Source organism: Micromonospora sp. CNZ299 (assembly GCF_002754415.1).
In genome coordinates, this window is sequence record NZ_PEFG01000001.1 from 521,024 (window position 1) to 540,822 (window position 19,799).

Genomic DNA, 19,799 nt, shown 5'->3' on the forward strand with positions numbered 1-19,799 from the left:
TCAGCGGGTGTGGTAGTTGGGCGCCTCGACGGTCATCTGGATGTCGTGCGGGTGGCTCTCCTTCAGCCCGGCCGCGGTGATCCGGATGAGCTGGCCCCGGCGGTGCAGATCGGGGATGTTCTCCGCACCGGCGTATCCCATGGCCAGTCGCAAACCGCCGACCAGCTGGTGGGCGACCCGGGAGAGCGGCCCCCGGTAGGGCACCTGACCCTCGACGCCCTCCGGGACGAGCTTGTCGTCGCTGAGCACGTCCTGCTGGAAGTAGCGGTCCTTGCTGTACGACTTGGCCTGACCCCGGGACTGCATCGCGCCGAGCGACCCCATCCCGCGGTAGGTCTTGAACTGCTTGCCGTTGACGAAGATCAGCTCACCGGGGCTCTCCTCGCAGCCGGCCAGCAGGCTGCCGAGCATCACCGTGTCGGCACCGGCCACCAGGGCCTTGGCGATGTCGCCGGAGTATTGGATGCCACCGTCGCCGATCACCGGCACGCCGGCCGGCCGGGCGGCACGGGCTGCCTCCATGATCGCGGTCACCTGCGGCACACCGACACCGGCGACGATCCGGGTGGTGCAGATCGCGCCCGGACCCACGCCCACCTTGACGCCGTCGGCGCCGGCGTCAACCAGCGCCTTCGCGCCGGCGTACGTGGCCACGTTGCCGCCCATGATGTCGACAGTGACGTCGGCCTTGAGCCGGCGGACCATGTCCAGCACGGCCCGCTGGTGACCGTGCGCGGTGTCCACGATCAGCACGTCGACGCCCGCGTCGACCAGGGCACGGGCCCGCTTGTACGAGTCCTCGCCGACACCGATGGCGGCGGCGACCCGGAGGCGGCCGGCGTCGTCCTTGCTGGCGTCCGGGTACTGCTCGCTCTTGGTGAAGTCCTTCACGGTGATCAGGCCACGCAGCCGACCGGACTCGTCGACGATCGGCAGCTTCTCGACCTTGTGCTGGCGCAGCAGCGCGAGAGCGTCGTCCTTGCTCACGCCCACCCGGGCGGTGACCAGCGGGGTGTGGGTCATGATCTCGCGGACCGGGGTGTCCGGCTCGGAGACGAAACGCATGTCGCGGTTGGTGACGATGCCGACCAACTGGCCGTCGCCGTCCACCACGGGGACGCCGGAGATGCGGTAACGCCCGCACAGCTCGTCCACCTCGCGCAGCGTGTCGTCAGGGCTGGCGGTCACCGGGTTGGTGATCATGCCGGACTCGGAGCGCTTGACCAGGTCGACCTGGAGCGCCTGGTCCTCCATGGAGAGGTTGCGGTGCAACACGCCGATGCCGCCCTGGCGGGCCATGGCGATCGCCATCCGGGCCTCGGTCACCGTGTCCATCGCGCTGGAGAGCAGCGGAATGGACAACTCGACGTTGCGGGTGAGCTTCGTCCGGGTGTTGACCCGACTGGGCACCACGTCCGACTCGCCCGGCTGGAGCAGCACGTCGTCGAAGGTGAGGCCGAGCGGAACCACCCGGGCGGAGCCGGCCGGCAGCTCGGGCAGGTGGCCGCCCAGGTCGGCGTGCTCCACGCCGGCCGGAAGATCGGTGCTGGGCGAATTTTCCACGATTGCTCCCCTGAGCTGCTCGGATGGGCTTCAGCGAGGTGGCGCGGGCGGGCACCGGAGCGCGCCACGGTGCCGGCACGTCGCCTCATCGTACCCAGTGACCTGGGCGACCCGTCTGTGGCGGCCCGGCCCGGCGCACGGCCCGGGGGGCGGACGTCCGCGCCGCGTTGGGTCTACGGTGAAGGGGTGCACGACGAGCCCATCGACCCGTTCAATGGCGACCCGGCCGATCCCACAGCGGGTCTGGATGAGCCGGGCGATGACCCGACGCCGGATCCGCTGACCGACGTCGAGCGGCAGGACGTGCTGGAAGACCTCGCCGACCTGGAGATCTACCAGGCCCTGCTCGCCCCGATCGGGGTCCGTGGCCTGGTGATCGAATGCGAGGACTGCCGAGAGCCGCACTACTTCGACTGGGACCTGCTCCGGGGCAACCTGCGCCACCTGCTCAACTCCGGCCGCCCCCGCGTGCACGAGCCCGCGTACGACCCCGACCCGGACCACTACGTGACCTGGGACTACGCCCGGGGCTACGCCGACGGCGTGCACGACACCCTGACCGAGGGCACCGAGGACGAGCCGGGCACCTCGACCGCAACGCAGTGACGGTCGGGTGCGTGGACGCCGTTTGATGGTGGCGTGCGGCGCGTACCGGTGACCGTGGCGTGCGGCGTGGCGCGTGATCGTGGCGTGCGCGCGGCGTGTGCTGGTGACGGTGGCGTGCGGCACGTGCCGGTGACAGTGGCGTGGCCCTCAGGCGACCAGCCCGGCGCGGAAGCCGGCTGCCACCGCGTGCGCCCGGTCCCGGGCCCCAAGCTTGCGGAACAACCGGCGAGCGTGCGTCTTGACCGTGTCTTCCGAGACGAACAACTCCCGGCCGATCTCCGCGTTGCTCTTACCCTCGGCCATGCCGAGCAGCACCTGAAGCTCGCGCTCGGTGAGGCCGATCGACGCCCGGGTGGGCCGGGCGTTCGCAGCGGGCCGGGCCGGATCGGTCTGATCCGCCGACGATTCGCCGGTCGCCGACTCGGCCTCGTCGTCCCCCCGCTGCACCGGCACCGACGGCATCCCCGCCGACCCGTCGCCGGGCGTTGCCGGCCAGCCGGGCTCGCCGGAGCCACGCGGCGACGGCCCGGAGCGACCAGAACCGCCCACCGCCGCGGCATCCCGGGCCGGATCGGTGATCCTCTGCCGGGAGGCCCGGCCGGGCGCTGTGAGCAGCAGGAGGGCCTTGGCCACCGCACTGGTCAGGTCGTGGTCGACGTTCTGAATGAGACCGCGGGCACCGGCGCTGATGGTGGCCGCCGCCGCCTCGGACTCTTCGGTGCCGAGCAGCAGCACCGCGGCCTGCGGCGCGCGGGCCAGGACCCGACGAACGAAGCCGGCGCTGTCCGGCCGGGTGAGGGCCGTGTCGGCCAACACCACGTCGGCCGGTCGCTCGGCCAGCCGCAGCATCACCTCAGGATCGGAGACTGCGGTACGAACGATTGCTGACAACCCCAGCCGCGCGGCAGCAGAAGCAAGGTGCTGGGCCGCGAGTGGTGTCCGAACGCACACAAGGACGGTACGCACTGTGGTCTCCTCTCCGCCAACGAGCAGACCATGACGGGGTCGGCTCGGGAGGGGGTTCCCGGCAATCCTTCGAACTTTTCCGACAGATAGGGCAAAAGCCGCAATTTGTAGGACGTTTTCGATCACACACGTGTGAGTCGGCTGCGACCCGGGTACCGGGAGGTCCAGGCCGGGAACGGTGCGCCTGCGCGGCCCGCCGCACGGATGCCGGCCACAAGGATTCTCGCGGAGCCGCGCGGGAGGAGGGGTGCTGATGTCGAACGTACGTAGACTGCCCGGACCCATCGTCGATCTCTGGGACTGGCAACGGCTCGGTGCCTGCCGAGGGCGGGACAGCGCCCAGTTCTTCCACCCGGACGGCGAGCGTGGCTCCTCCCGACTGCGTCGCGAGTCCGCCGCCAAGTCGGTCTGTCGCGCCTGCCCGGTCCGGGCCGAGTGCGCCGCACACGCGCTGTCGGTCCGTGAGCCGTACGGCGTGTGGGGCGGCTTCAGCGAGTCGGAACGACTGCGACTGCTCGCCGTCGGCTGGGAGGACCTGGCAGACCGCCGGCACGCCCGGGTCGACGTCGCACGGCTGGAGGCCCGACTGGGTCACCCGCACAAGTCGACCGTCCCAGCCCAACGCAACGTCGCCTGACCCGACACATACCTGACGTCCGCGAAACCGCGTCCCTGGTTCGGGGGCGCGGTTTCGACGTCTCCGACCCCTCGACGGCCTCGACGTCCACGGGTCCTAGGCGGCTCGGCCTCCCCCGCCCGGTCTCGTGGAAAGCTCCAACATCCGCATGATCGACACGAGTTCAATGATGTCGGGGTGTCCCGCCGCCTCGGACACCCCGATATTGGCAAAGCCGAGTGGATCATGCCCGGAACGGAACGGGCTGAGGCCGGCAGCGCGCCGTATGGGAGGTTTGTCCGGTCTGAGGGGTTGAGCCAAGAGCGCCGATGATCGCGGTACGAGGGTTGCGGCCTTCGGGGCGTTTGGCCTGTGACCGGTCGCACCGGTGGGTCGGAATGATGGCCGGGGCGGGGTCGTTACACACTCTGACGATCGCAGGACCACCGCCTCACCGCCCCGCCCACGGGGTCGAAACCGCTGGTGGCGGGGTTGGAATGCGGCCCCGGGCCGCATCGTTGCAGCACCCGCGCTCCATCGGGTGCGACGGAATGGCCCGGCCCCCGGAATGACCCCGGGCCCCCGGTCGTTGCAGTCCCCACGAGCGACCACCCCGAGCACCGCTTCACACGAGCCGGTGTCGGTGGATGGGCCCACCGGGGAATGACCCCCGACCCCCGGTCGTTACACATGGACCCGGCGCCACAAGCCCCGCTCGTAGGCCGCCGACCCCGGCGCCACAAGCCCGCGCTTGTCACCGCCGACCCCGGCGCCCGAGCCCCGCTCGCAGGCCGCCAACCCGGCCCCCCACAAGCCCCCCGGCTCGACTGGTGCCGATCTCCCCGAAGACTTTTCCCCTTTGTTTGATGCAGCGCCGGACGAGGTGCTCACACCCTTGCGTCGCCGACCCCCATTGGCGGTGCGGGTGTTTCCTACCCCCGAAGGAGCTACCCCCATGAACACGATCTTCCGTAAGAGCATGTTGTCGGTTGCTGGTCTCGCGTTCGCCGGTGGTGTCTTCGCCGGCCCGATCGCCGCCCACGCTGCCAACCCGGTGGATGGCAAGCCGGTCGCGGTGGCGGTGCAGTCGGCCGCCCCGAAGCCGCAGGGCGAGCAGTCCCACATCACGTTGAATGACGAGCAGACCGCGAACGTGAAGGCGATCATCGCCGCCACGAAGAAGGCCGGCCTGCCCGAGCGCGCCGCGGTCATCTCCATCGCCACGAGCCTGCAGGAGTCCAAGCTGGAAAACCTGGGCCACCTCGGCGACGCCAATGACCATGACTCGCTGGGCCTGTTCCAGCAGCGCCCGTCCAGTGGTTGGGGCACGCCGGAGCAGATCACCGACCCGGCCTACTCCACCACCGCGTTCCTCAAGGGCCTCAAGCAGGTCGACGGGTGGCAGGACATGGCGCTGACCGACGCCGCGCAGACCGTCCAGGTCTCCGCCTACCCCGACGCCTACGCCCAGTGGGAGCAGCAGGCCACCGACCTCGTCGCCCAGCACTGGAACAGCTGACACTGATACCAACACGAACACTGAACGACCCGACCGCTGGCCGGCACCCCCACCCGGGGTGCTGGCCAGCGGCATATCCCGCACAACCACAAGGACACCAACAACCAGGCCCGGCAGACCTTGGACACTTTCCGTTAGCCGCTAACGGAAACTGTCCAAGATCTACACGGTCGGGCTCAGTCGGCCGGCGCGACACACCGCCCACCGGGCCGGGCCGGGCCGGCCGACAGCATTCCGACGGCTTCCGACCAGGGCGGACCGTCCGGCACTGCCGGATCAGCGGACGGTGACGGTGACCGTGTGCCAGCCGGTGGCACCGTCCGGGACGACATCCTGCGTCCGCTCGGTCTGGGTTTCGCCGGTGGCGTCCGTTGCCCGGACCTGGAGCCGGTGCTCGCCTGGCGTGGCGTCCCAGCGCCACGACCACTGCACCCAGGTGTCCACCGACACGGCTGGGGCCAGCTCGGCCTGCTGCCACTCGCCGTCGTCGACGCGGACCTCGACCTGGCGGATGCCCCGGTGCTGCGCCCACGCCACACCGGCGATGGTCACTGGCCCCGTGGTCAGCCGGTTACGTCCCCGGGGCGTGTCGATCCTCGACTGCGTCTTGATGGGCCCTTCGACCGACCAGCCGCGCGGCACCCAGTACGCGTCGAAGTCCGCGAACCGGGTCAGCTCCAGCTCCGTCACCCACTTGCACGCCGACACGTACCCGTAGAGGCCGGGCACCACCATCCGGACCGGGAAGCCGTGCTCGACGGGCAGAGGCTCGCCGTTCATGCCGACCGCCAGCAGCGCGTCCCGCCCGTCGCGCAGCGCAGCGGTGGGGGTGCCGCAGGTCCAGCCGTCGACCGACCGGCCGACGACCTGGTCGGCGTCCGCATCCGGCTCGACCTCGTCGAGCAGTTCCCGCAGGGGTACGCCGAGCCAGCGGGCGTTGCCGATCAGGTCACCGCCCACCTCATTGGAGACGCAGGCCAACGTCACGTACCGCTCGACCAGCGGCCGGGCCAGCAGGTCGGCGTAGGTGTAGGTGCGCTCGGTGCCGACCCGCCCGTGGATCCGCAGCCGCCAGCTGTCCGGGTCCACCTGGGGTACCACCAGCGCGGTGTCGATCCGGTAGAACCCGAGGTTCGAGGTGACGTACGGCGCGAGTTGCGCCAGCGAGAGGTCCGCGCCTGCTGGTACGGCCGCTGCGGGGGCGACCGGCGCGGGCAGCCGGATCGCGTCCCGAGCGGCGGACACCCCGCGTCGACCGGCCAGCCAGCGCCCACCGAGACCTGCCGCCACGGCGGTGCCGAGCAGAACCCCGCTGCTGGTGAGGAACCGCCGCCGCGACTCGGGGTCGACTTCCGCAGTCCCGGCCGCGGGTTGCCCGCCCGGAGCCACCGGCGCAGCGGGCGTCACCGGGCCAGCGGGCGGCACGATCGGCGTGGGCGGTGACCAGGGCCAGGGGTCCAGCTCGAACGGGCCGTCGATGAACAGCCAGAGCACCAGGCCGCCGAGGCCGGCGCCGACAAGCGACGGCAGCGCGTCGGCGGCGTCCGCACCGGAACGGGTCAGCGCGGCGGCCACACCGATGACGCCGAACGCGGCGATGCCGGCCAGGCCGAATGCCAGCCGTCGGACCGCCAGCACACCGAACAGCGCCGCGAACCCTCCCAGCAGCAGGCCCGTACCGACCAGCAGCGCGATCTTGTCGGCGGTGCCGAAGAGGTCGATGGCGAGTTGCTTCAGCGACTCGGGGACGGCGTCGACGACCACCCCGCCGACCGCGACCAGCGGTGCCGACCGGGGGCCGGTCAGGACCGCCACCGGTTCGGCGATTCCGATCGCGACGGCGGCGGCGGTGATCCCGGCCAGCGCGGCGTAGCGCCGCGACGTGGTGCTCATCGGCCCAGTGTGCGCGATCATCCGGTCCACTCGCCAACAACGACAGCGTCGGTAACAGACCCATAAGACGTTCCGGGACACACCGTCGTGCGACGGTGTGCCCCGGAACGGGTGTCGCTACCGGGTCAGAAGCCCGGGCCGTGCTGGTGGCCGTGACCGTGGCCGTGGCCGCCGCCGGCGGACTGCTCCGCCTGCTCCGGCTTCTCGACCACGAGGCTCTCCGTGGTGAGCAGCAGACCGGCGATCGAGGCGGCGTTGGTGACCGCGTTGCGGGTCACCTTCACCGGGTCGATGATGCCGGCCTTGACGAGGTCGACGTACTCGCCCTTGGCGGCGTCGAGGCCGTTGCCCCACTCCAGGTCGGCGACCTTCTGCGTCACGACGTAGCCGTCGTGACCGGCGTTCTGGGCGATCCAGCGCAGCGGCTCGACGAGCGCCTTGCGCACGACCGAGACACCGACCTTCTCGTCACCGGTGAAGCCCAGGTCGTCGTCGAGGACCGAGCGGATCTGCACCAGGGCGGCGCCGCCGCCGGGCACAGTGCCCTCCTCGACCGCAGCCTTGGTCGCCGCGATGGCGTCCTCGATGCGGTGCTTGCGCTCCTTCATCTCGACCTCGGTGGCCGCGCCAGCCTTGATGACGGCGATGCCACCGGAGAGCTTCGCCAGCCGCTCGGCCAGCTTCTCCCGGTCCCAGTCGGAGTCGGAGGCCTCGATCTCCTTGCGGATCTGGGAGACCCGGTCGGCGACGTCGGCCTTCTGGCCACCGCCGTCGACGATCGTGGTGTTCTCCTTGTCGACCACGACGCGCCGAGCGGTGCCGAGCACCTCCAGGCCGACCTGGTCGATCTTGTAGCCCAGCTCCGGGGCGACCAGTTCGGCGCCCGTGGAGATCGCGATGTCCTGGAGCATCGCCTTGCGCCGGTCACCGAAGCCCGGGGCCTTGACCGCGCAGACCTTGAGGGTCTTGCGCAGCGAGTTGACCACCAGGGTGGAGAGCGCCTGGCCGTCCACGTCCTCGGCGATGATCAGCAGGGGCTTGCTGTTCTGCAGGACCTTCTCCAGCAGCGGCAGCAGCTCTTCGATCGCCGAGATCTTCTGGGTGGTGACCAGGATGTACGCGTCCTCAAGGACGGACTCCTGGCTCTCCAGGTCGGTGACGAAGTTCGGCGAGATGAAGCCCTTGTCGAACTGGAGACCCTCGGTCACTTCCAGCTCGGTGGTGAGCATGGAGCCTTCCTCGACGGTGATGACACCGTCGCGACCGACCCGCTCCATCGCCTCGGCGATCAGGTCGCCGATCGTGGCGTCCTGCGCGGAGATCGTCGCCACGTTCGCGATCGACTCCTTGCTGGTGACTTCGGCGGCACGGCCGAGCAGCGCCTCGGAGACCTTGGCGGCCGCCGAGTCGATGCCCCGCTTGAGGCCGGCCGGGTTGGTCCCGGCGGTCACGTTGCGCAGACCCTCGCGAACCATCGCCTGGGCCAGCACCGTCGCGGTGGTGGTCCCGTCGCCGGCGACGTCGTTGGTCTTGGTCGCCACCTCCTTGACCAGCTGCGCGCCAAGGTTCTCGTACGGGTTGGTGAGCTCGATCTCCTTGGCGATGGTCACACCATCGTTGGTGATCGTCGGCGCACCGAATTTCTTGTCCAGGACGACGTTGCGCCCGCGCGGGCCGAGGGTGACCTTGACCGCGTCCGCGAGGGCGTTGACACCGTGCTCCAGCAGGTGCCGGGCGTCGTCCGAGAAGCTCAGGATCTTCGCCATTTATGTCCCTTCGAAGCGCCATTGCCCCGGCCCGGCGAGCCGGACCGGGGCAGTGGCACTGATCGGTTGCTTACTTCTCGATGACCGCGAGGACGTCGCGGGCGGAGAGCACCAGGTACTCCTCGCCGGCGTACTTGACCTCGGTGCCGCCGTACTTCGAGTAGAGGACGGTGTCGCCGACCTGCACGTCAACCGGAACCCGGTTGCCGTTGTCGTCGACGCGGCCCGGGCCGACAGCGAGGACAGTGCCCTCCTGCGGCTTCTCCTTGGCGGTGTCGGGGATCACGATGCCCGACGCCGTGGTGGTCTCAGCCTCGTTCGCCTGGACCACGATGCGGTCCTCGAGCGGCTTGATCGCAACCTTGGTCGCGGTAGTCACGGGCATACCCTCCTGGGGTACTGGTTTCGTTGCTGGCCGGCGGGGCCGACCAGCGTCAATCTGCCTCATGCCACCGGGCGGGGCCGTCGTCGCGGGTGCCGGTCCGCCTGGCGTGCGCCCCCGGGTCGCGAGACCCGGAAGCTGGCACCCTCAGGGTGAGAGTGCTAATCGCAGGTTATTCCGTGGCTAGCACTCCGTCAAGGAGAGTGCCAGCGAGTCGCGCCCCGCCAGCCCGGATTTCCCGGTCTACCCGGACAATGACCGGGTGGATCTCGATCAGCTGGCGGCGCTGCGTACCCCCGAGGGATCGGCCGCGCTCACGGCGGCGGCCGGGCTGGCCGGCGGTGATCCACTGGCTGCGGCGTCGGCCCTGCGCGCGGCCGGGGTGCCGCCGACGCTGGCCGCGACCGCGCTCACCCAGGCTGAGCTGCGCCACCGGGCGGTCGGCAAGTTCGGCCCGGCAGCCGCTGGGATGTTCCTCACCCGCCCGGGGCTGGAGCAGGCCACCCGCCGGGTGGTCGCCGACCGGCGGGCCGCCCGGCTCCACGCGGCCGGCGTGCGCACCCTGGCCGACCTCGGATGCGGCCTCGGCGCCGACGCGCTGGCCGCCGCCCGCGCCGGCATCCGGGTGTACGGGGTGGAGGCCGACCCGGTGACCGCCGCGATGGCAGCCGCCAACGCCGACGCGGCCGGGCTGGCCGACCTGTTCACTGTCGAGTGCGGCGATGCCACAGCGTTCGACGTCTCCCGGGTCGACGGGGTCTTCTGCGACCCGGCCCGCCGCACCACCGGCACCGGGCGACGGATCTTCGACCCGCGCGCCTACTCGCCACCGTGGGACTTCGTGACCGGGCTGGCCGAGCGGGTGCCACGCACCGTGGTGAAGGTGGCGCCGGGCCTGGACCACGCGCTCATCCCGGCCGGCGCGGAGGCCGAGTGGGTCGGCGTCGATGGCGACCTGGTCGAGGCCGCGCTCTGGTGTGGTGACCTGGCGGAGGTGCCCCGCCGCGCCACCCTCTACCGCCAGCGGGGCGTCGAGACACGCCGCCACCAGCTCAGCGGCTCGGGTGCCCACGAGGCGCCGGTCGGGCCGCCGCGTCGCTACCTGTACGACCCGGACCCGGCGGTGGTGCGCGCGCACCTCGTGGCCGAACTGGCCACCGAACTGGACGCCACCCTGGGCGACCCGAGCATCGCCTACCTCTACGCCGACCAGCCGATCCGCACCCCGTACGCACGCTGCCTGGAGATCACCGACGTGCTGCCGTTCTCGCTCAAGCGCCTGCGGGCGCTGCTGCGGGATCGTCGGGTGGGCCGGGTGGAGATCCTCAAGCGGGGTTCCGCGCTCACCCCGGAGCAGCTTCGACGGGACCTGCGGCTGGCCGGCGGCGACGCGGCGAGCCTGGTGCTCACCCGGGTCGCCGGCGCACCGACAGTGCTGATCGGTAGGCCGGTCGACTAGCGTCGCCGGTGTGGCAGGACAGGGCACTCCGGCGACGGCACTGGTGGTCAAGCGTGGGGTGGCGCACCGCACCCATCCGTACCGGGTGGCACCGGACGCCCCGAACTACGGCGCGTTGGTGGCGGTGGCGCTCGGCGTGCCACCGGAGCGCGTTTTCAAGTCGCTGGTGACCGAGGTCGACGGCGCACTGACCGTGGCGGTCGTTCCGGTCACCGGCGAGCTGGATCTGAAGGCGCTCGCCGCGGCCGTCGGTGGCAAGCGGGCGGCGCTGGCCGACCGGGCGGTCGCCGAGCGGGCAACCGGCTACGTACGCGGTGGGATCAGCCCGCTCGGGCAGCGCAAGCGACTGCTCACAGTGCTGGACGACTCCGCGCTGGCATTCCCGACGATCTACGTCTCGGCTGGTCGACGTGGTCTGCAACTCGAACTGGCTGCGGCGGATCTGGTGGCGCTGACCGACGCCCGCACCGCGCCGTTGCAGACCCACTGACGGCCTTCGTTACGTCGACTGCCACGTGGGATACCCGCGGAGTAACAGTCGCGTTGCTGAATTGTTATCGCTCCCAACAAACTGTGCACCTGCGCGGTCTTGTGGAGCCGGTGTGACGCGAAATACGTTGCCGGACACAACAAAACAACACCTCCCCCACCTCCGAAAGGACCCTGCACATGCGTAAGGGGATCCTCACCATCGCCGCCGTGGGCCTGCTCACGACCGGCGGCTTGACCGCCTGTGGCGACGACTCCGGCGACAACGCCGCCTCCGCCAAGACCCCCAAGATCGGCGTGATCCTCCCGGACAGCAAGTCCTCGGCCCGCTGGGAAACGGCGGACCGCCGGTTCCTGGAGGAGGCGTTCAAGGCCGCAGGCGTCCAGTACGACATCCAGAACGCCCAGAACGACAAGACCGCCTTCCAGACCATCGCCGACCAGATGATCACCGGCGGCGTGACCGCCCTGATGATCGTCAACCTGGACTCCGGCACCGGCAAGGCAGTGCTGGACAAGGCCAAGTCGCAGGGCGTCGCCACCATCGACTACGACCGGCTCACCCTCGGCGGCTCGGCCCAGTACTACGTCAGCTTCGACAACGAGACCGTCGGCAAGCTCCAGGGCGAGGGCCTGTCGAAGTGCCTGACCGAGAAGGGCGCCAAGAACCCGGTCGTGGCGTACCTGAACGGCTCCCCCACCGACAACAACGCCACCCTGTTCAAGGCCGGCTACGACTCGGTGCTCAAGCCGAAGTTCGACGCCAACGAGTACGTCAAGGGGCCTGAGGACGCGGTGCCGGCGTGGGACAACGCCCAGGCCGCGACGATCTTCGAGCAGCAGCTCACCAAGGCCAACGGCAAGATCGACGGTGTGCTGGCCGCCAACGACGGTCTCGGCAACGCCGCCATCTCGATCCTCAAGAAGAACAAGCTCAACGGCAAGGTGCCGGTGACCGGGCAGGACGCCAGCACCGAGGGCCTGCAGAACATCCTCGCCGGTGACCAGTGCATGACCGTCTACAAGGCGGTCCGGGAAGAGGCCAAGGCCGCCTCCGACCTGGCCATCGCGCTCGCCAAGGGTGAGAAGAAGGACACCGGCCAGACCGTGAAGGACGGTGACCGGGACGTCCCCTCGGTGCTGCTCACCCCGAAGGCCATCTACAAGGACAACGTCAAGGACGTCATCGCCGACGGCTACGTGACCAAGGAAGAGGTCTGCACCGGGGCGTACGCCAAGCTCTGCGCGGACGCCGGCATCAGCTGACCGACGCCGCATCACCCGCCGGGACGACCATCGCCGCCCGGCACGGGAGCACCCCTCCCGTGCCGGGCGGCGCCCGCCGGACGGGCCCCTACCCTCCCTTGAGAAGGAGACCCCCCGTGTCCGCGACCCCCTTGCTGGAACTCCGCGGGATCGACAAGAGCTTCGGTCCTGTCCAGGTGCTCCGCGACGTCGCCCTGACCGTCCACCCGGGCGAAGTGACCGCACTGGTCGGCGACAACGGCGCCGGCAAGTCGACCCTGGTGAAGTGCATCAGCGGCATCCACCCCACCGACGCTGGCGAGTTCCTGTTCAACGGTGAACCGGTACACATCAGCAGCCCCCGCGACGCCGCCGCACTCGGCATCGAGGTCGTCTACCAGGACCTCGCGCTCTGCGACAACCTGGACATCGTGCAGAACATGTTCCTGGGTCGGGAGAGGCGCAGCGGCATCGTCCTGGACGAGCCGACCATGGAACAGCTCGCCGCCGAGACGCTGGCAGGGCTCTCCATCCGCACCGTCACCTCGCTGCGTCAGCACGTGTCCAGCCTCTCCGGCGGCCAGCGCCAGACCGTGGCCATCGCCAAGGCGGTGCTGTGGAACAGCAAACTGGTCATCCTGGACGAGCCCACCGCGGCCCTCGGCGTGGCACAGACCGCGCAGGTGCTCGAACTGGTCCGCCGACTCGCCGACAACGGCCTGGCCGTGGTGCTCATCTCGCACAACATGAACGACGTCTTCGCCGTCTCCGACCGGATCGCCGCGCTCTACCTCGGCCAGATGGTCGCCCAGGTGAAGACCACCGACATCACCCACGCCCAGGTGGTCGAGCTGATCACCGCCGGGCGCTCGGGCGGGCTCGGCCTCGCCACCGACCCGGGCAGCAACGGCGACGGCGCGCAGCCGGCCGACTCGACCTCAGGAGGCCTCCGATGACCACCACCGCCGTGCGCAAGGACGGCCCGGCGGCCGTCACACCGGCGCCGACCGTCGGAGGTCATGTCCGCAACTACCTGAGTCGGGTACGCGGTGGCGACGTCGGCGCGCTGCCAGCCGTGCTCGGCCTGATCGTGCTCTGCACCGTCTTCGCGATCATGCGGCCGTCCTCATTCCTGTCGGCCGGCAACTTCGCCAACCTCTTCACCCAGGGTGCGGCGGTCACGCTGATCGCGATGGGCCTGGTCTTCGTGCTGCTGCTCGGCGAGATCGACCTGTCCGCCGGCTTCGCCAGCGGCGTCTGCGCGGCGGTGCTGGCCAATGTGGTCACCGTGCTCGGCTACCCCTGGTGGGTCGCCGTGCTCGCCGCGGTCGCCACGGGTGTGGTCATCGGAACCGCGCTCGGCATGCTCGTCGCGAAGATCGGCATCCCGTCCTTCGTGGTCACCCTCGCCGGTTTCCTCGCCTTCCAGGGCGTCGTGTTGCTGCTCGTCAAGGAGGGCACCAACATCTCCGTCCGCGACGAGGTGCTCGTCGCCATCGCCAACCGCAACCTCGCCCCCACCCTCGGCTGGGCACTGACCGCCCTCGCGGTCCTCGGCTACGCGGCGGTGCAACTGCTGCGCCACCGCAACCGGGCGGCCCGTGGTCTGATCACCGACCCGATCGCCGTGGTGGCGCTGCGGATCGGCGGGCTCGCCGTCATCCTCGGCACCGCTGTGTACGTGCTCAACCTGGAGCGCAGCCGCAACGTCCTGATCAGCTCACTCAAGGGTGTGCCGATCGTGGTGCCGATCATCGTGGTGCTGCTGGTCATCTGGACCTTCGTGCTGCAGCGCACCAGCTACGGCCGGCACATCTACGCAGTGGGCGGCAACCGGGAAGCGGCCCGCAGGGCCGGCATCGACGTCGACCGGATCCGGATCTCGGTCTTCGTGATCTGCTCGTCGATGGCCGCCATCGGTGGCATCGTGGCGGCCAGCCGGGCCAACTCCGTCGACCCGAACACCGGGGGCAGTAACGTACTGCTCTACGCCGTCGGCGCGGCGGTGATCGGCGGCACCAGCCTCTTCGGCGGCAAGGGCCGGGTCCTCGACGCCGTGCTCGGCGGCGCGGTGGTCGCGGTCATCGAAAACGGAATGGGCCTGATGGGTTACAGCGCGGGAGTCAAGTACGTGGTCACCGGCGTCGTGCTGCTGCTCGCCGCCAGCGTCGACGCGCTCTCCCGCCGCCGCGCGGCAGCCACCGGCACCCGCTGACCGCGGGAGGTAGCACCACGATGCGCCCAGGACCGAGCCAGGACGACGTCCGACGGCAGAACCTCGGGGCTCTGCTGAGGCATGTGCACGTCCACGGGGCGACCACACGCGCGGAACTGACCACCACGCTGGGCCTCAACCGCAGCACCATCGGCGCGCTCACCGCCGACCTGTCCGCGGTGGGGCTGGTCAGCGAAGGCGCGCCGAAGGAGACCGGCCGGGCCGGGCGACCGTCACTGGTCGTCCGGCCCGAGTCGGCCCGGGTCTACGCGTACGCGTACTCGGTGGAGGTGGACCGTCTGCGCGCGGCCCGGATCGGGTTGGGCGGGGCGGTCCTGGACCGCCGTGACCTGGACAGACCACGCGGGCTGCTGGCCGCGGAGGCCGCGCCGCTGCTGGCCGGCGCGGTCAAGGAGATGCAGCAGCTGGTGCCGGCCGACGCGATCTGCGTCGGCGCCGGCGTCGCGGTCTGCGGCATGGTCCGCCGGGACGACGGCCTGGTCCGGCTCGGCCCCACCACCGGCTGGGTGGACGAGCCGATCGGCTCGGCCCTCGCCGACGAGTTGGGCATCGACGTACCGGTCACGGTGGGCAACGTGGCCGACGTCGCCGCGTTCGCCGAGCACGCACGGGGTGTTGCGGCCGGTTGCGACAACGTCCTCTACCTGTACGGAGACGTCGGCGTGGGTGCCGGCATCATCGCCGGTGGACGTCGGCTGACCGGGCACGGTGGGTACGGCGGCGAGGTCGGCCACATGAAGGTGGTCCGCGACGGCCGGCCCTGTGAGTGCGGCTCCCGGGGTTGCTGGGAGACCGAGATCGGCGAGCACGGTCTGCTGCGCGCCGCCGGACGTTCCGACGCCCGGGGTCGCGACGCCCTGCTGGCGGTCTTCGACGCCGCCGACCGGGGCGACGCCCGGGCCCAGACGGCGGTCCGCCAGGCCGGCGACTGGCTCGGCTTCGGCGTCGCCAACCTGGTGAACATCTTCAACCCCGAAATGGTCATCTTCGGCGGCACCATGCGCGACCTCTACCTCGCGGCGGCGGCCCAGATCCGCAGCCGGCTCAACTCCAACGCGCTCGGAGCCTGCCTGGAGCACGTTCGGCTGCGCACGCCCAAGCTGGGCGCGGACGCCCCCCTGATCGGGGCCGCCGAGTTGGCCTTTGAACGACTCCTCGCGGACCCCCTCGACGTGGGCTGATCCGCGTACGCTGTCCGGCGTGGATGTCGAGCTGCGCGCCTCCGACGACGACCGCAACCGGGTGGTCGCCGAGCTGCACCGGCACACCGCAGCGGGCCGGCTGACCCTCGACGAGTTTTCCGATCGGGCGGGTGCAGTGTGGACGGCACGCACCCTCGGTGACCTGGCCGCGCTGACCCGCGATCTGCCGGCACTGTCCGATCCGCCCGGCGACCGCGACACCGTCGGGCACGGGCACCGCGAGCTGCTGATGCTCTTCGCCGCCGCGGCGCTCACCCTGCTGCTGCTCGGCGGCTTCCTCGCCATCACCCGCTGATCCACGTCGCCAAACGGTGAACTGATCGCGCGATCAGTCCGTATCAGTGGGCGGACGGGCAGCCGGGAGCGTATGGCTGTCCGGTCCAGACGCGTTTCGGTCCGGACCGAGGAGGCACCACAGACATGGCACCGCTCAGATCCGCCCATCGCCGGCTGGGCAACCGGACCCACCGAGCGGCGATGCTGCTCATCGCGATCGTCGCGGGGATCGGTGTCCTGCCCGGCGTGGCCATGGCCGCGCCCGCCGGCGGCGGGCAGCAGCTCAACGCCGCCGACATGACACTGCTCAACGGGGTACGGCTCGCCGGGCTGTGGGAGATGCCAGCCGGTCAGATGGCCGCCGAGAAGGGGCAGTCGGCCAAGGTGCGGGAGATCGGCGCCGGCATCGCCAGCGAGCACCAGAAGCTCGACGAGCTCGTGGTCGAGGCAGCCAACAAGTTGGGCGCGACAATCCCCAGCGAGCCGACCGCCGAGCAGAAGGGCTGGCTGGCGGAGATGCAGAAGGCGTCCGGCGCCCGGTTCGACCAGATCTTCGTCACCCGGCTCCGGGTCGCCCACGGCAAGATCTTCCCGGTGATCGGCGCGGTCCGCGCCAGCACCCGGGACGCCACCGTCCGCAAGCTCTGCGACGACTCCAACGGCTTCGTCATGCACCACATGCAGATGCTGGAGAGCACGGGCCTGGTCCGCTGGCCGGAGCTGCCCCCTGCGGCCCTGCCCGCCCCCGGTGACGACGGCCTGTTGGCCGCCGCGGCGGCCAACGCCGGCCCGCAGGTCGGGGTCAGCAGCACAGTCGTCTGGCTGGTCTTCCTCGCCGCCCTGGGCACCGGTGGAATCGCCACCTACCGGATGCTGCGCCGCAGCTGACCATCGGCGATGGCCTCGTTGGTGGCTCGCGTCAGCGGTCGACCTGGGTGAAATCCCAGGAGTGCGGAGCGCGGGCCACCAGCAGGGCAGGCGGATCGGGCAGCGGTCGCGGGTTGCTGCGCCACTTGGAGATGACCACCACGCGATGGTCGGTGGAGGAGAAGACCTCGCTGGAGACGTGCAGCGGGTCGTGCTCCAACTCGGGCAGGGCGGTGTCGCACACCCAGGTGATCAGGTCGGCGACGCCGTACGCCTCGGCGCGCGCCTCCCACATCCGCACGATCATGTCCGCCGCCCCCGTCACACGCTGACCGTGGTCAACGGCAGTGCCGAATCGGCAGGCAGGTCCAGTCGGCTCGGCGCGACCCCAGCCGCGACCAGGTGCGAACCGAGCGCGGCCACCATCGCACCGTTGTCCGTGCAGAGCTTCGGACGGGGCACCCGGACCCGGATGCCGTACTTCTCGGCCCGCTGCTCGGCCATCGCCCGCAGCCGCGAGTTCGCCGCCACTCCCCCGCCGATCACCAGGGTGTCGATGCCCTGAGCGCGGCAGGCGGCGAGCGCCTTGCTGGTCAGGACGTCACAGACCGCCTCCTGGAAGGACGCGGACACGTCGGCCACCGGCACCGGCTCACCGGCACGCTGACGCGCCTCGACCCACCGGGCCACCGCCGTCTTCAGGCCGGAGAACGAGAAGTCGTACCGGTGGGCGGCGAGATCCTTGGCGGCGGTCAGGCCGCGTGGGAAGGCGATCGCGGCGGCGTCGCCGGCCCGGGCCTCCCGGTCGATCGGCGGGCCGCCCGGGAACGGCAACCCGAGCAGCCGGGCGACCTTGTCGAACGCCTCACCGGCGGCGTCGTCGATGGTGGCGCCCAGCGGGGTGACGCCCCGGGCCAGGTCGTCGACGAGCAGCAGGGACGAGTGACCGCCGGACACCAGCAGCGCGATGGCGGGTTCGGGCAGTGGGCCGTGCTCAAGGGTGTCCACCGCGACGTGGGCGGCAAGATGGTTCACGCCGTACACGGGCTTCTCGGCGGCGAGCGCGTACCCCTTGGCGGCGGCGACACCGACCAGCAGCGCACCGGCCAGACCAGGCCCGGAGGTGACCGCGATCGCGTCGATGTCGGCCAGGGTGACGCCGGCCTCGGTCAGGGCCCGGTCCATGGTGGGCACGATGGCCTCCAGGTGTGCCCGGCTGGCCACCTCGGGCACCACACCCCCGAATCGGGCGTGCTCCTCGACACTGGAGGCGAGTGCGTCGGACAGCAGGGTGTGCCCCCGCACGATGCCGACGCCGGTCTCGTCGCAGGAGGTCTCGATACCCAGGATCAGCGGTTCGTCAGCCATGGTCGTGTGGTCCGTCCCCGGTCGGCTCGGCGTCGCGCCGCATGACCAGCGCGTCGGTGTTGCTCGGTTGGTAGTAGCCGCGCCGCACCCCGATCGGCTCGAACCCGTACGTCGCGTAGAGCCTCTGGGCGGCGGCGTTGTCCACGGCGACCTCCAGCAGGGTGCTGCGGGCATCCCGCCGGGCCGCCTCGGCGAGCAGTTCCTCCAGCAGGACGCGGCCCACGCCCCGCCGCTGGGCGTCCCGGCGCACGGCGATGTTCTGCACCCACACCTCGTCCGGAGGAGCCCCGGCGAGACCGGCGTAACCGAGCACCGCGCCATCCCCGTCGACGGCGACCCGGTAGTGGTGTCCGTTGGCCAGCTCGCTCCAGAACATGGCCGGCGACCACTGCTCGGCGCCGAAGAGGTCCGCCTCGATCGGCAGCACGTCGTCGATGTGCCACCAGCGGAACGGGACGAGCCGTACCGCTGTCATGGCAGGACCGGTTTGCGGCCGACAGCCGCCACCGCGTCGGGACGGCGCAGGTAGAGCGGGGTGAGCCGCTCGCTGGACGCTCCCGCCCGGATCCGCTCGGCCGCGAGCAGCGCCAGCACGGTGGCGTCCGGGTACCTGGGCTCGACCCGCACGGGCAGGTTCAGGATCTCGGCGTACCGGTGTGCCCCGTCCCCGACCGCGATCGTCGCGCCCAGCTCCCGGGCGCGCGCGGCGGCCACCGACGGCGTGGACACCTCAGGCCCGACGACCCGCTGGCCCGCACCGTCGTAGACGGCCCAGTAGAGCTCCTTGCGCCGGGCATCGCTGGCGGCCAGCACCGGCTCGCCGGACGCCGCCGGGTAGCCGATGGCGTCCAGCGAGCAGACGCCGTACGTGGGGATGCCGAGCACCTGACCCATCGTCGCGGCGGTGACCAGGCCGACCCGCAGCCCGGTGAACGGACCCGGGCCGAGCCCGGCGACGATGGCGCTCAGGTCACGTGGGCGCGCGTCGGCGTCGGCGAGGACCGCGTCCACCTGGGGAGCGAGCAGTTCGCCGTGCGCGCGGGCATCGACCGTGCACCGGTGCGCCCGGGACACGACACCGTCCGCCGAGACCTCCACCAGCGCTGCGGTCACCGCAGGGGTCGAGCTGTCCACCACGAGTACGAGCACGGTTAGCCAGCCTAGCCGCCCGGCCACCGCCCCCGGTCACGCCCCGCCCCGGTCACCGCCCCCAGGCCCGCCCCACCCCACCGCGGTCCTCCGGACGCCCCGCCCACCCGCACCCCGCCCGCAACCCAGCCGGGCGGCGAAGCGGCCGGGGAGCGAAGCGGCCGGATGCGACGACGCCACATTTCCTTTTGAGCGTG

The 19,799-nt window shown here is 71.1% G+C and carries 20 protein-coding genes; 11 read left to right on the plus strand and 9 right to left on the minus strand.

Going from position 1 to position 19,799, the window contains the following annotated elements; translation table 11 throughout:
- Positions 1–1,563 carry an IMP dehydrogenase gene (gene guaB / locus CLT68_RS02460; protein WP_088950167.1) on the minus strand — a complete coding sequence of 521 codons (1,563 nt, stop codon included), beginning with the start codon at positions 1,561–1,563 and terminating at the stop codon, positions 1–3.
- Positions 1,564–1,749: 186 nt separating this feature from the next.
- Here guaB and CLT68_RS02465 point away from each other — a divergent pair, with 186 nt between their 5' ends.
- The gene (locus tag CLT68_RS02465) at positions 1,750–2,169 is read left to right on the plus strand and encodes a DUF5319 domain-containing protein (RefSeq protein ID WP_099848587.1); all 420 of its coding nucleotides are present in this window, start codon (positions 1,750–1,752) and stop codon (positions 2,167–2,169) included.
- A gap of 147 nt (positions 2,170–2,316) precedes the next feature.
- Here the strand turns inward: CLT68_RS02465 and CLT68_RS02470 are convergent, their stop codons facing one another.
- Complete coding sequence (locus CLT68_RS02470) at positions 2,317–3,135, minus strand: helix-turn-helix transcriptional regulator (protein ID WP_099848589.1); 819 nt, start codon at positions 3,133–3,135, stop codon at positions 2,317–2,319.
- 253 nt (positions 3,136–3,388) lie between these two features.
- Here CLT68_RS02470 and CLT68_RS02475 point away from each other — a divergent pair, with 253 nt between their 5' ends.
- Entirely contained in the window at positions 3,389–3,772 is a 384-nt protein-coding gene (locus CLT68_RS02475) for a WhiB family transcriptional regulator (RefSeq protein WP_088952018.1), read from the plus strand.
- Positions 3,773–4,706: 934 nt separating this feature from the next.
- On the plus strand, positions 4,707–5,270 hold the full coding sequence (locus CLT68_RS02480; RefSeq protein WP_099848591.1) for a hypothetical protein: 564 nt from the start codon (positions 4,707–4,709) through the stop codon (positions 5,268–5,270).
- Positions 5,271–5,546: 276 nt separating this feature from the next.
- On the opposite strand, the gene CLT68_RS02485 is transcribed toward CLT68_RS02480, so the two are convergent.
- The 3 genes from CLT68_RS02485 to groES all read right to left on the minus strand — a co-directional run bounded on the left by CLT68_RS02485 (position 5,547) and on the right by groES (position 9,314).
- A complete protein-coding gene (locus CLT68_RS02485) occupies positions 5,547–7,163 on the minus strand; it encodes a molybdopterin-dependent oxidoreductase (protein WP_099856718.1) in 1,617 nt (538 codons plus the stop codon).
- Positions 7,164–7,288: 125 nt separating this feature from the next.
- Positions 7,289–8,929, minus strand: coding sequence for a chaperonin GroEL (groL, locus tag CLT68_RS02490; RefSeq protein WP_099848593.1), 1,641 nt, complete (start codon positions 8,927–8,929; stop codon positions 7,289–7,291).
- Positions 8,930–8,999: 70 nt separating this feature from the next.
- Positions 9,000–9,314 carry a co-chaperone GroES gene (gene groES / locus CLT68_RS02495; protein ID WP_030330046.1) on the minus strand — a complete coding sequence of 105 codons (315 nt, stop codon included), beginning with the start codon at positions 9,312–9,314 and terminating at the stop codon, positions 9,000–9,002.
- Positions 9,315–9,573: 259 nt separating this feature from the next.
- Between groES and CLT68_RS02500 the strand changes: the two genes are divergently transcribed.
- From CLT68_RS02500 to CLT68_RS02535, 8 genes are all read left to right on the plus strand, one after another.
- Positions 9,574–10,770: a THUMP-like domain-containing protein gene (locus CLT68_RS02500; protein WP_099848595.1), complete on the plus strand. Its 1,197-nt coding sequence runs from the start codon at positions 9,574–9,576 to the stop codon at positions 10,768–10,770.
- Between the two features lie 10 nt (positions 10,771–10,780).
- Positions 10,781–11,260, plus strand: coding sequence for a Cys-tRNA(Pro) deacylase (gene ybaK / locus CLT68_RS02505; RefSeq protein WP_099848597.1), 480 nt, complete (start codon positions 10,781–10,783; stop codon positions 11,258–11,260).
- Between the two features lie 179 nt (positions 11,261–11,439).
- Complete coding sequence (locus CLT68_RS02510) at positions 11,440–12,525, plus strand: substrate-binding domain-containing protein (RefSeq protein ID WP_099848599.1); 1,086 nt, start codon at positions 11,440–11,442, stop codon at positions 12,523–12,525.
- Between the two features lie 116 nt (positions 12,526–12,641).
- Entirely contained in the window at positions 12,642–13,460 is an 819-nt protein-coding gene (locus tag CLT68_RS02515; RefSeq protein WP_099848601.1) for an ATP-binding cassette domain-containing protein, read from the plus strand.
- Complete coding sequence (locus CLT68_RS02520) at positions 13,457–14,719, plus strand: sugar ABC transporter permease (protein WP_099848603.1); 1,263 nt, start codon at positions 13,457–13,459, stop codon at positions 14,717–14,719. Before CLT68_RS02515 ends, CLT68_RS02520 begins: the two co-directional genes overlap by 4 nt.
- 20 nt (positions 14,720–14,739) lie before the next feature.
- Complete coding sequence (locus CLT68_RS02525; RefSeq protein ID WP_088950177.1) at positions 14,740–15,921, plus strand: ROK family protein; 1,182 nt, start codon at positions 14,740–14,742, stop codon at positions 15,919–15,921.
- 19 nt (positions 15,922–15,940) lie between these two features.
- The gene (locus CLT68_RS02530; protein ID WP_088950178.1) at positions 15,941–16,237 is read left to right on the plus strand and encodes a DUF1707 SHOCT-like domain-containing protein; all 297 of its coding nucleotides are present in this window, start codon (positions 15,941–15,943) and stop codon (positions 16,235–16,237) included.
- A 125-nt stretch (positions 16,238–16,362) separates the two neighbouring features.
- Positions 16,363–17,106 carry a DUF4142 domain-containing protein gene (locus tag CLT68_RS02535; RefSeq protein WP_088950179.1) on the plus strand — a complete coding sequence of 248 codons (744 nt, stop codon included), beginning with the start codon at positions 16,363–16,365 and terminating at the stop codon, positions 17,104–17,106.
- A 31-nt stretch (positions 17,107–17,137) separates the two neighbouring features.
- Here CLT68_RS02535 and CLT68_RS02540 read toward each other — a convergent pair whose 3' ends face one another.
- From CLT68_RS02540 to tsaB, 4 genes are read right to left on the minus strand one after another with little or no spacing between them, the layout of a single operon-like run.
- Positions 17,138–17,392, minus strand: coding sequence for a hypothetical protein (locus CLT68_RS02540; protein WP_053660576.1), 255 nt, complete (start codon positions 17,390–17,392; stop codon positions 17,138–17,140).
- A 14-nt stretch (positions 17,393–17,406) separates the two neighbouring features.
- Complete coding sequence (gene tsaD, locus CLT68_RS02545; protein WP_099848605.1) at positions 17,407–18,453, minus strand: tRNA (adenosine(37)-N6)-threonylcarbamoyltransferase complex transferase subunit TsaD; 1,047 nt, start codon at positions 18,451–18,453, stop codon at positions 17,407–17,409.
- Positions 18,446–18,928, minus strand: coding sequence for a ribosomal protein S18-alanine N-acetyltransferase (gene rimI / locus CLT68_RS02550; protein WP_099848607.1), 483 nt, complete (start codon positions 18,926–18,928; stop codon positions 18,446–18,448). The genes tsaD and rimI overlap by 8 nt, the downstream gene beginning before the upstream one ends.
- Complete coding sequence (tsaB, locus tag CLT68_RS02555; RefSeq protein ID WP_099848609.1) at positions 18,925–19,602, minus strand: tRNA (adenosine(37)-N6)-threonylcarbamoyltransferase complex dimerization subunit type 1 TsaB; 678 nt, start codon at positions 19,600–19,602, stop codon at positions 18,925–18,927. The genes rimI and tsaB overlap by 4 nt, the downstream gene beginning before the upstream one ends.
- Between the last annotated feature and the right edge of the window lie 197 nt (positions 19,603–19,799).

Bases quoted from the DNA above. Each gene is read 5' to 3' on its own strand.
- CLT68_RS02480 (WP_099848591.1), top strand. From the start codon at position 4,707: ATGAACACGATCTTCCGTAAGAGCATGTTGTCGGTTGCTGGTCTCGCG.
- rimI (WP_099848607.1), bottom strand. From the start codon at position 18,928: ATGACAGCGGTACGGCTCGTCCCGTTCCGCTGGTGGCACATCGACGAC.
- CLT68_RS02535 (WP_088950179.1), top strand. From the start codon at position 16,363: ATGGCACCGCTCAGATCCGCCCATCGCCGGCTGGGCAACCGGACCCAC.
- tsaD (WP_099848605.1), bottom strand. From the start codon at position 18,453: ATGGCTGACGAACCGCTGATCCTGGGTATCGAGACCTCCTGCGACGAG.
- CLT68_RS02485 (WP_099856718.1), bottom strand. From the start codon at position 7,163: ATGAGCACCACGTCGCGGCGCTACGCCGCGCTGGCCGGGATCACCGCC.
- groL (WP_099848593.1), bottom strand. From the start codon at position 8,929: ATGGCGAAGATCCTGAGCTTCTCGGACGACGCCCGGCACCTGCTGGAG.
- groES (WP_030330046.1), bottom strand. From the start codon at position 9,314: ATGCCCGTGACTACCGCGACCAAGGTTGCGATCAAGCCGCTCGAGGAC.
- CLT68_RS02540 (WP_053660576.1), bottom strand. From the start codon at position 17,392: ATGATCGTGCGGATGTGGGAGGCGCGCGCCGAGGCGTACGGCGTCGCC.
- CLT68_RS02510 (WP_099848599.1), top strand. From the start codon at position 11,440: ATGCGTAAGGGGATCCTCACCATCGCCGCCGTGGGCCTGCTCACGACC.
- CLT68_RS02525 (WP_088950177.1), top strand. From the start codon at position 14,740: ATGCGCCCAGGACCGAGCCAGGACGACGTCCGACGGCAGAACCTCGGG.
- CLT68_RS02520 (WP_099848603.1), top strand. From the start codon at position 13,457: ATGACCACCACCGCCGTGCGCAAGGACGGCCCGGCGGCCGTCACACCG.
- CLT68_RS02475 (WP_088952018.1), top strand. From the start codon at position 3,389: ATGTCGAACGTACGTAGACTGCCCGGACCCATCGTCGATCTCTGGGAC.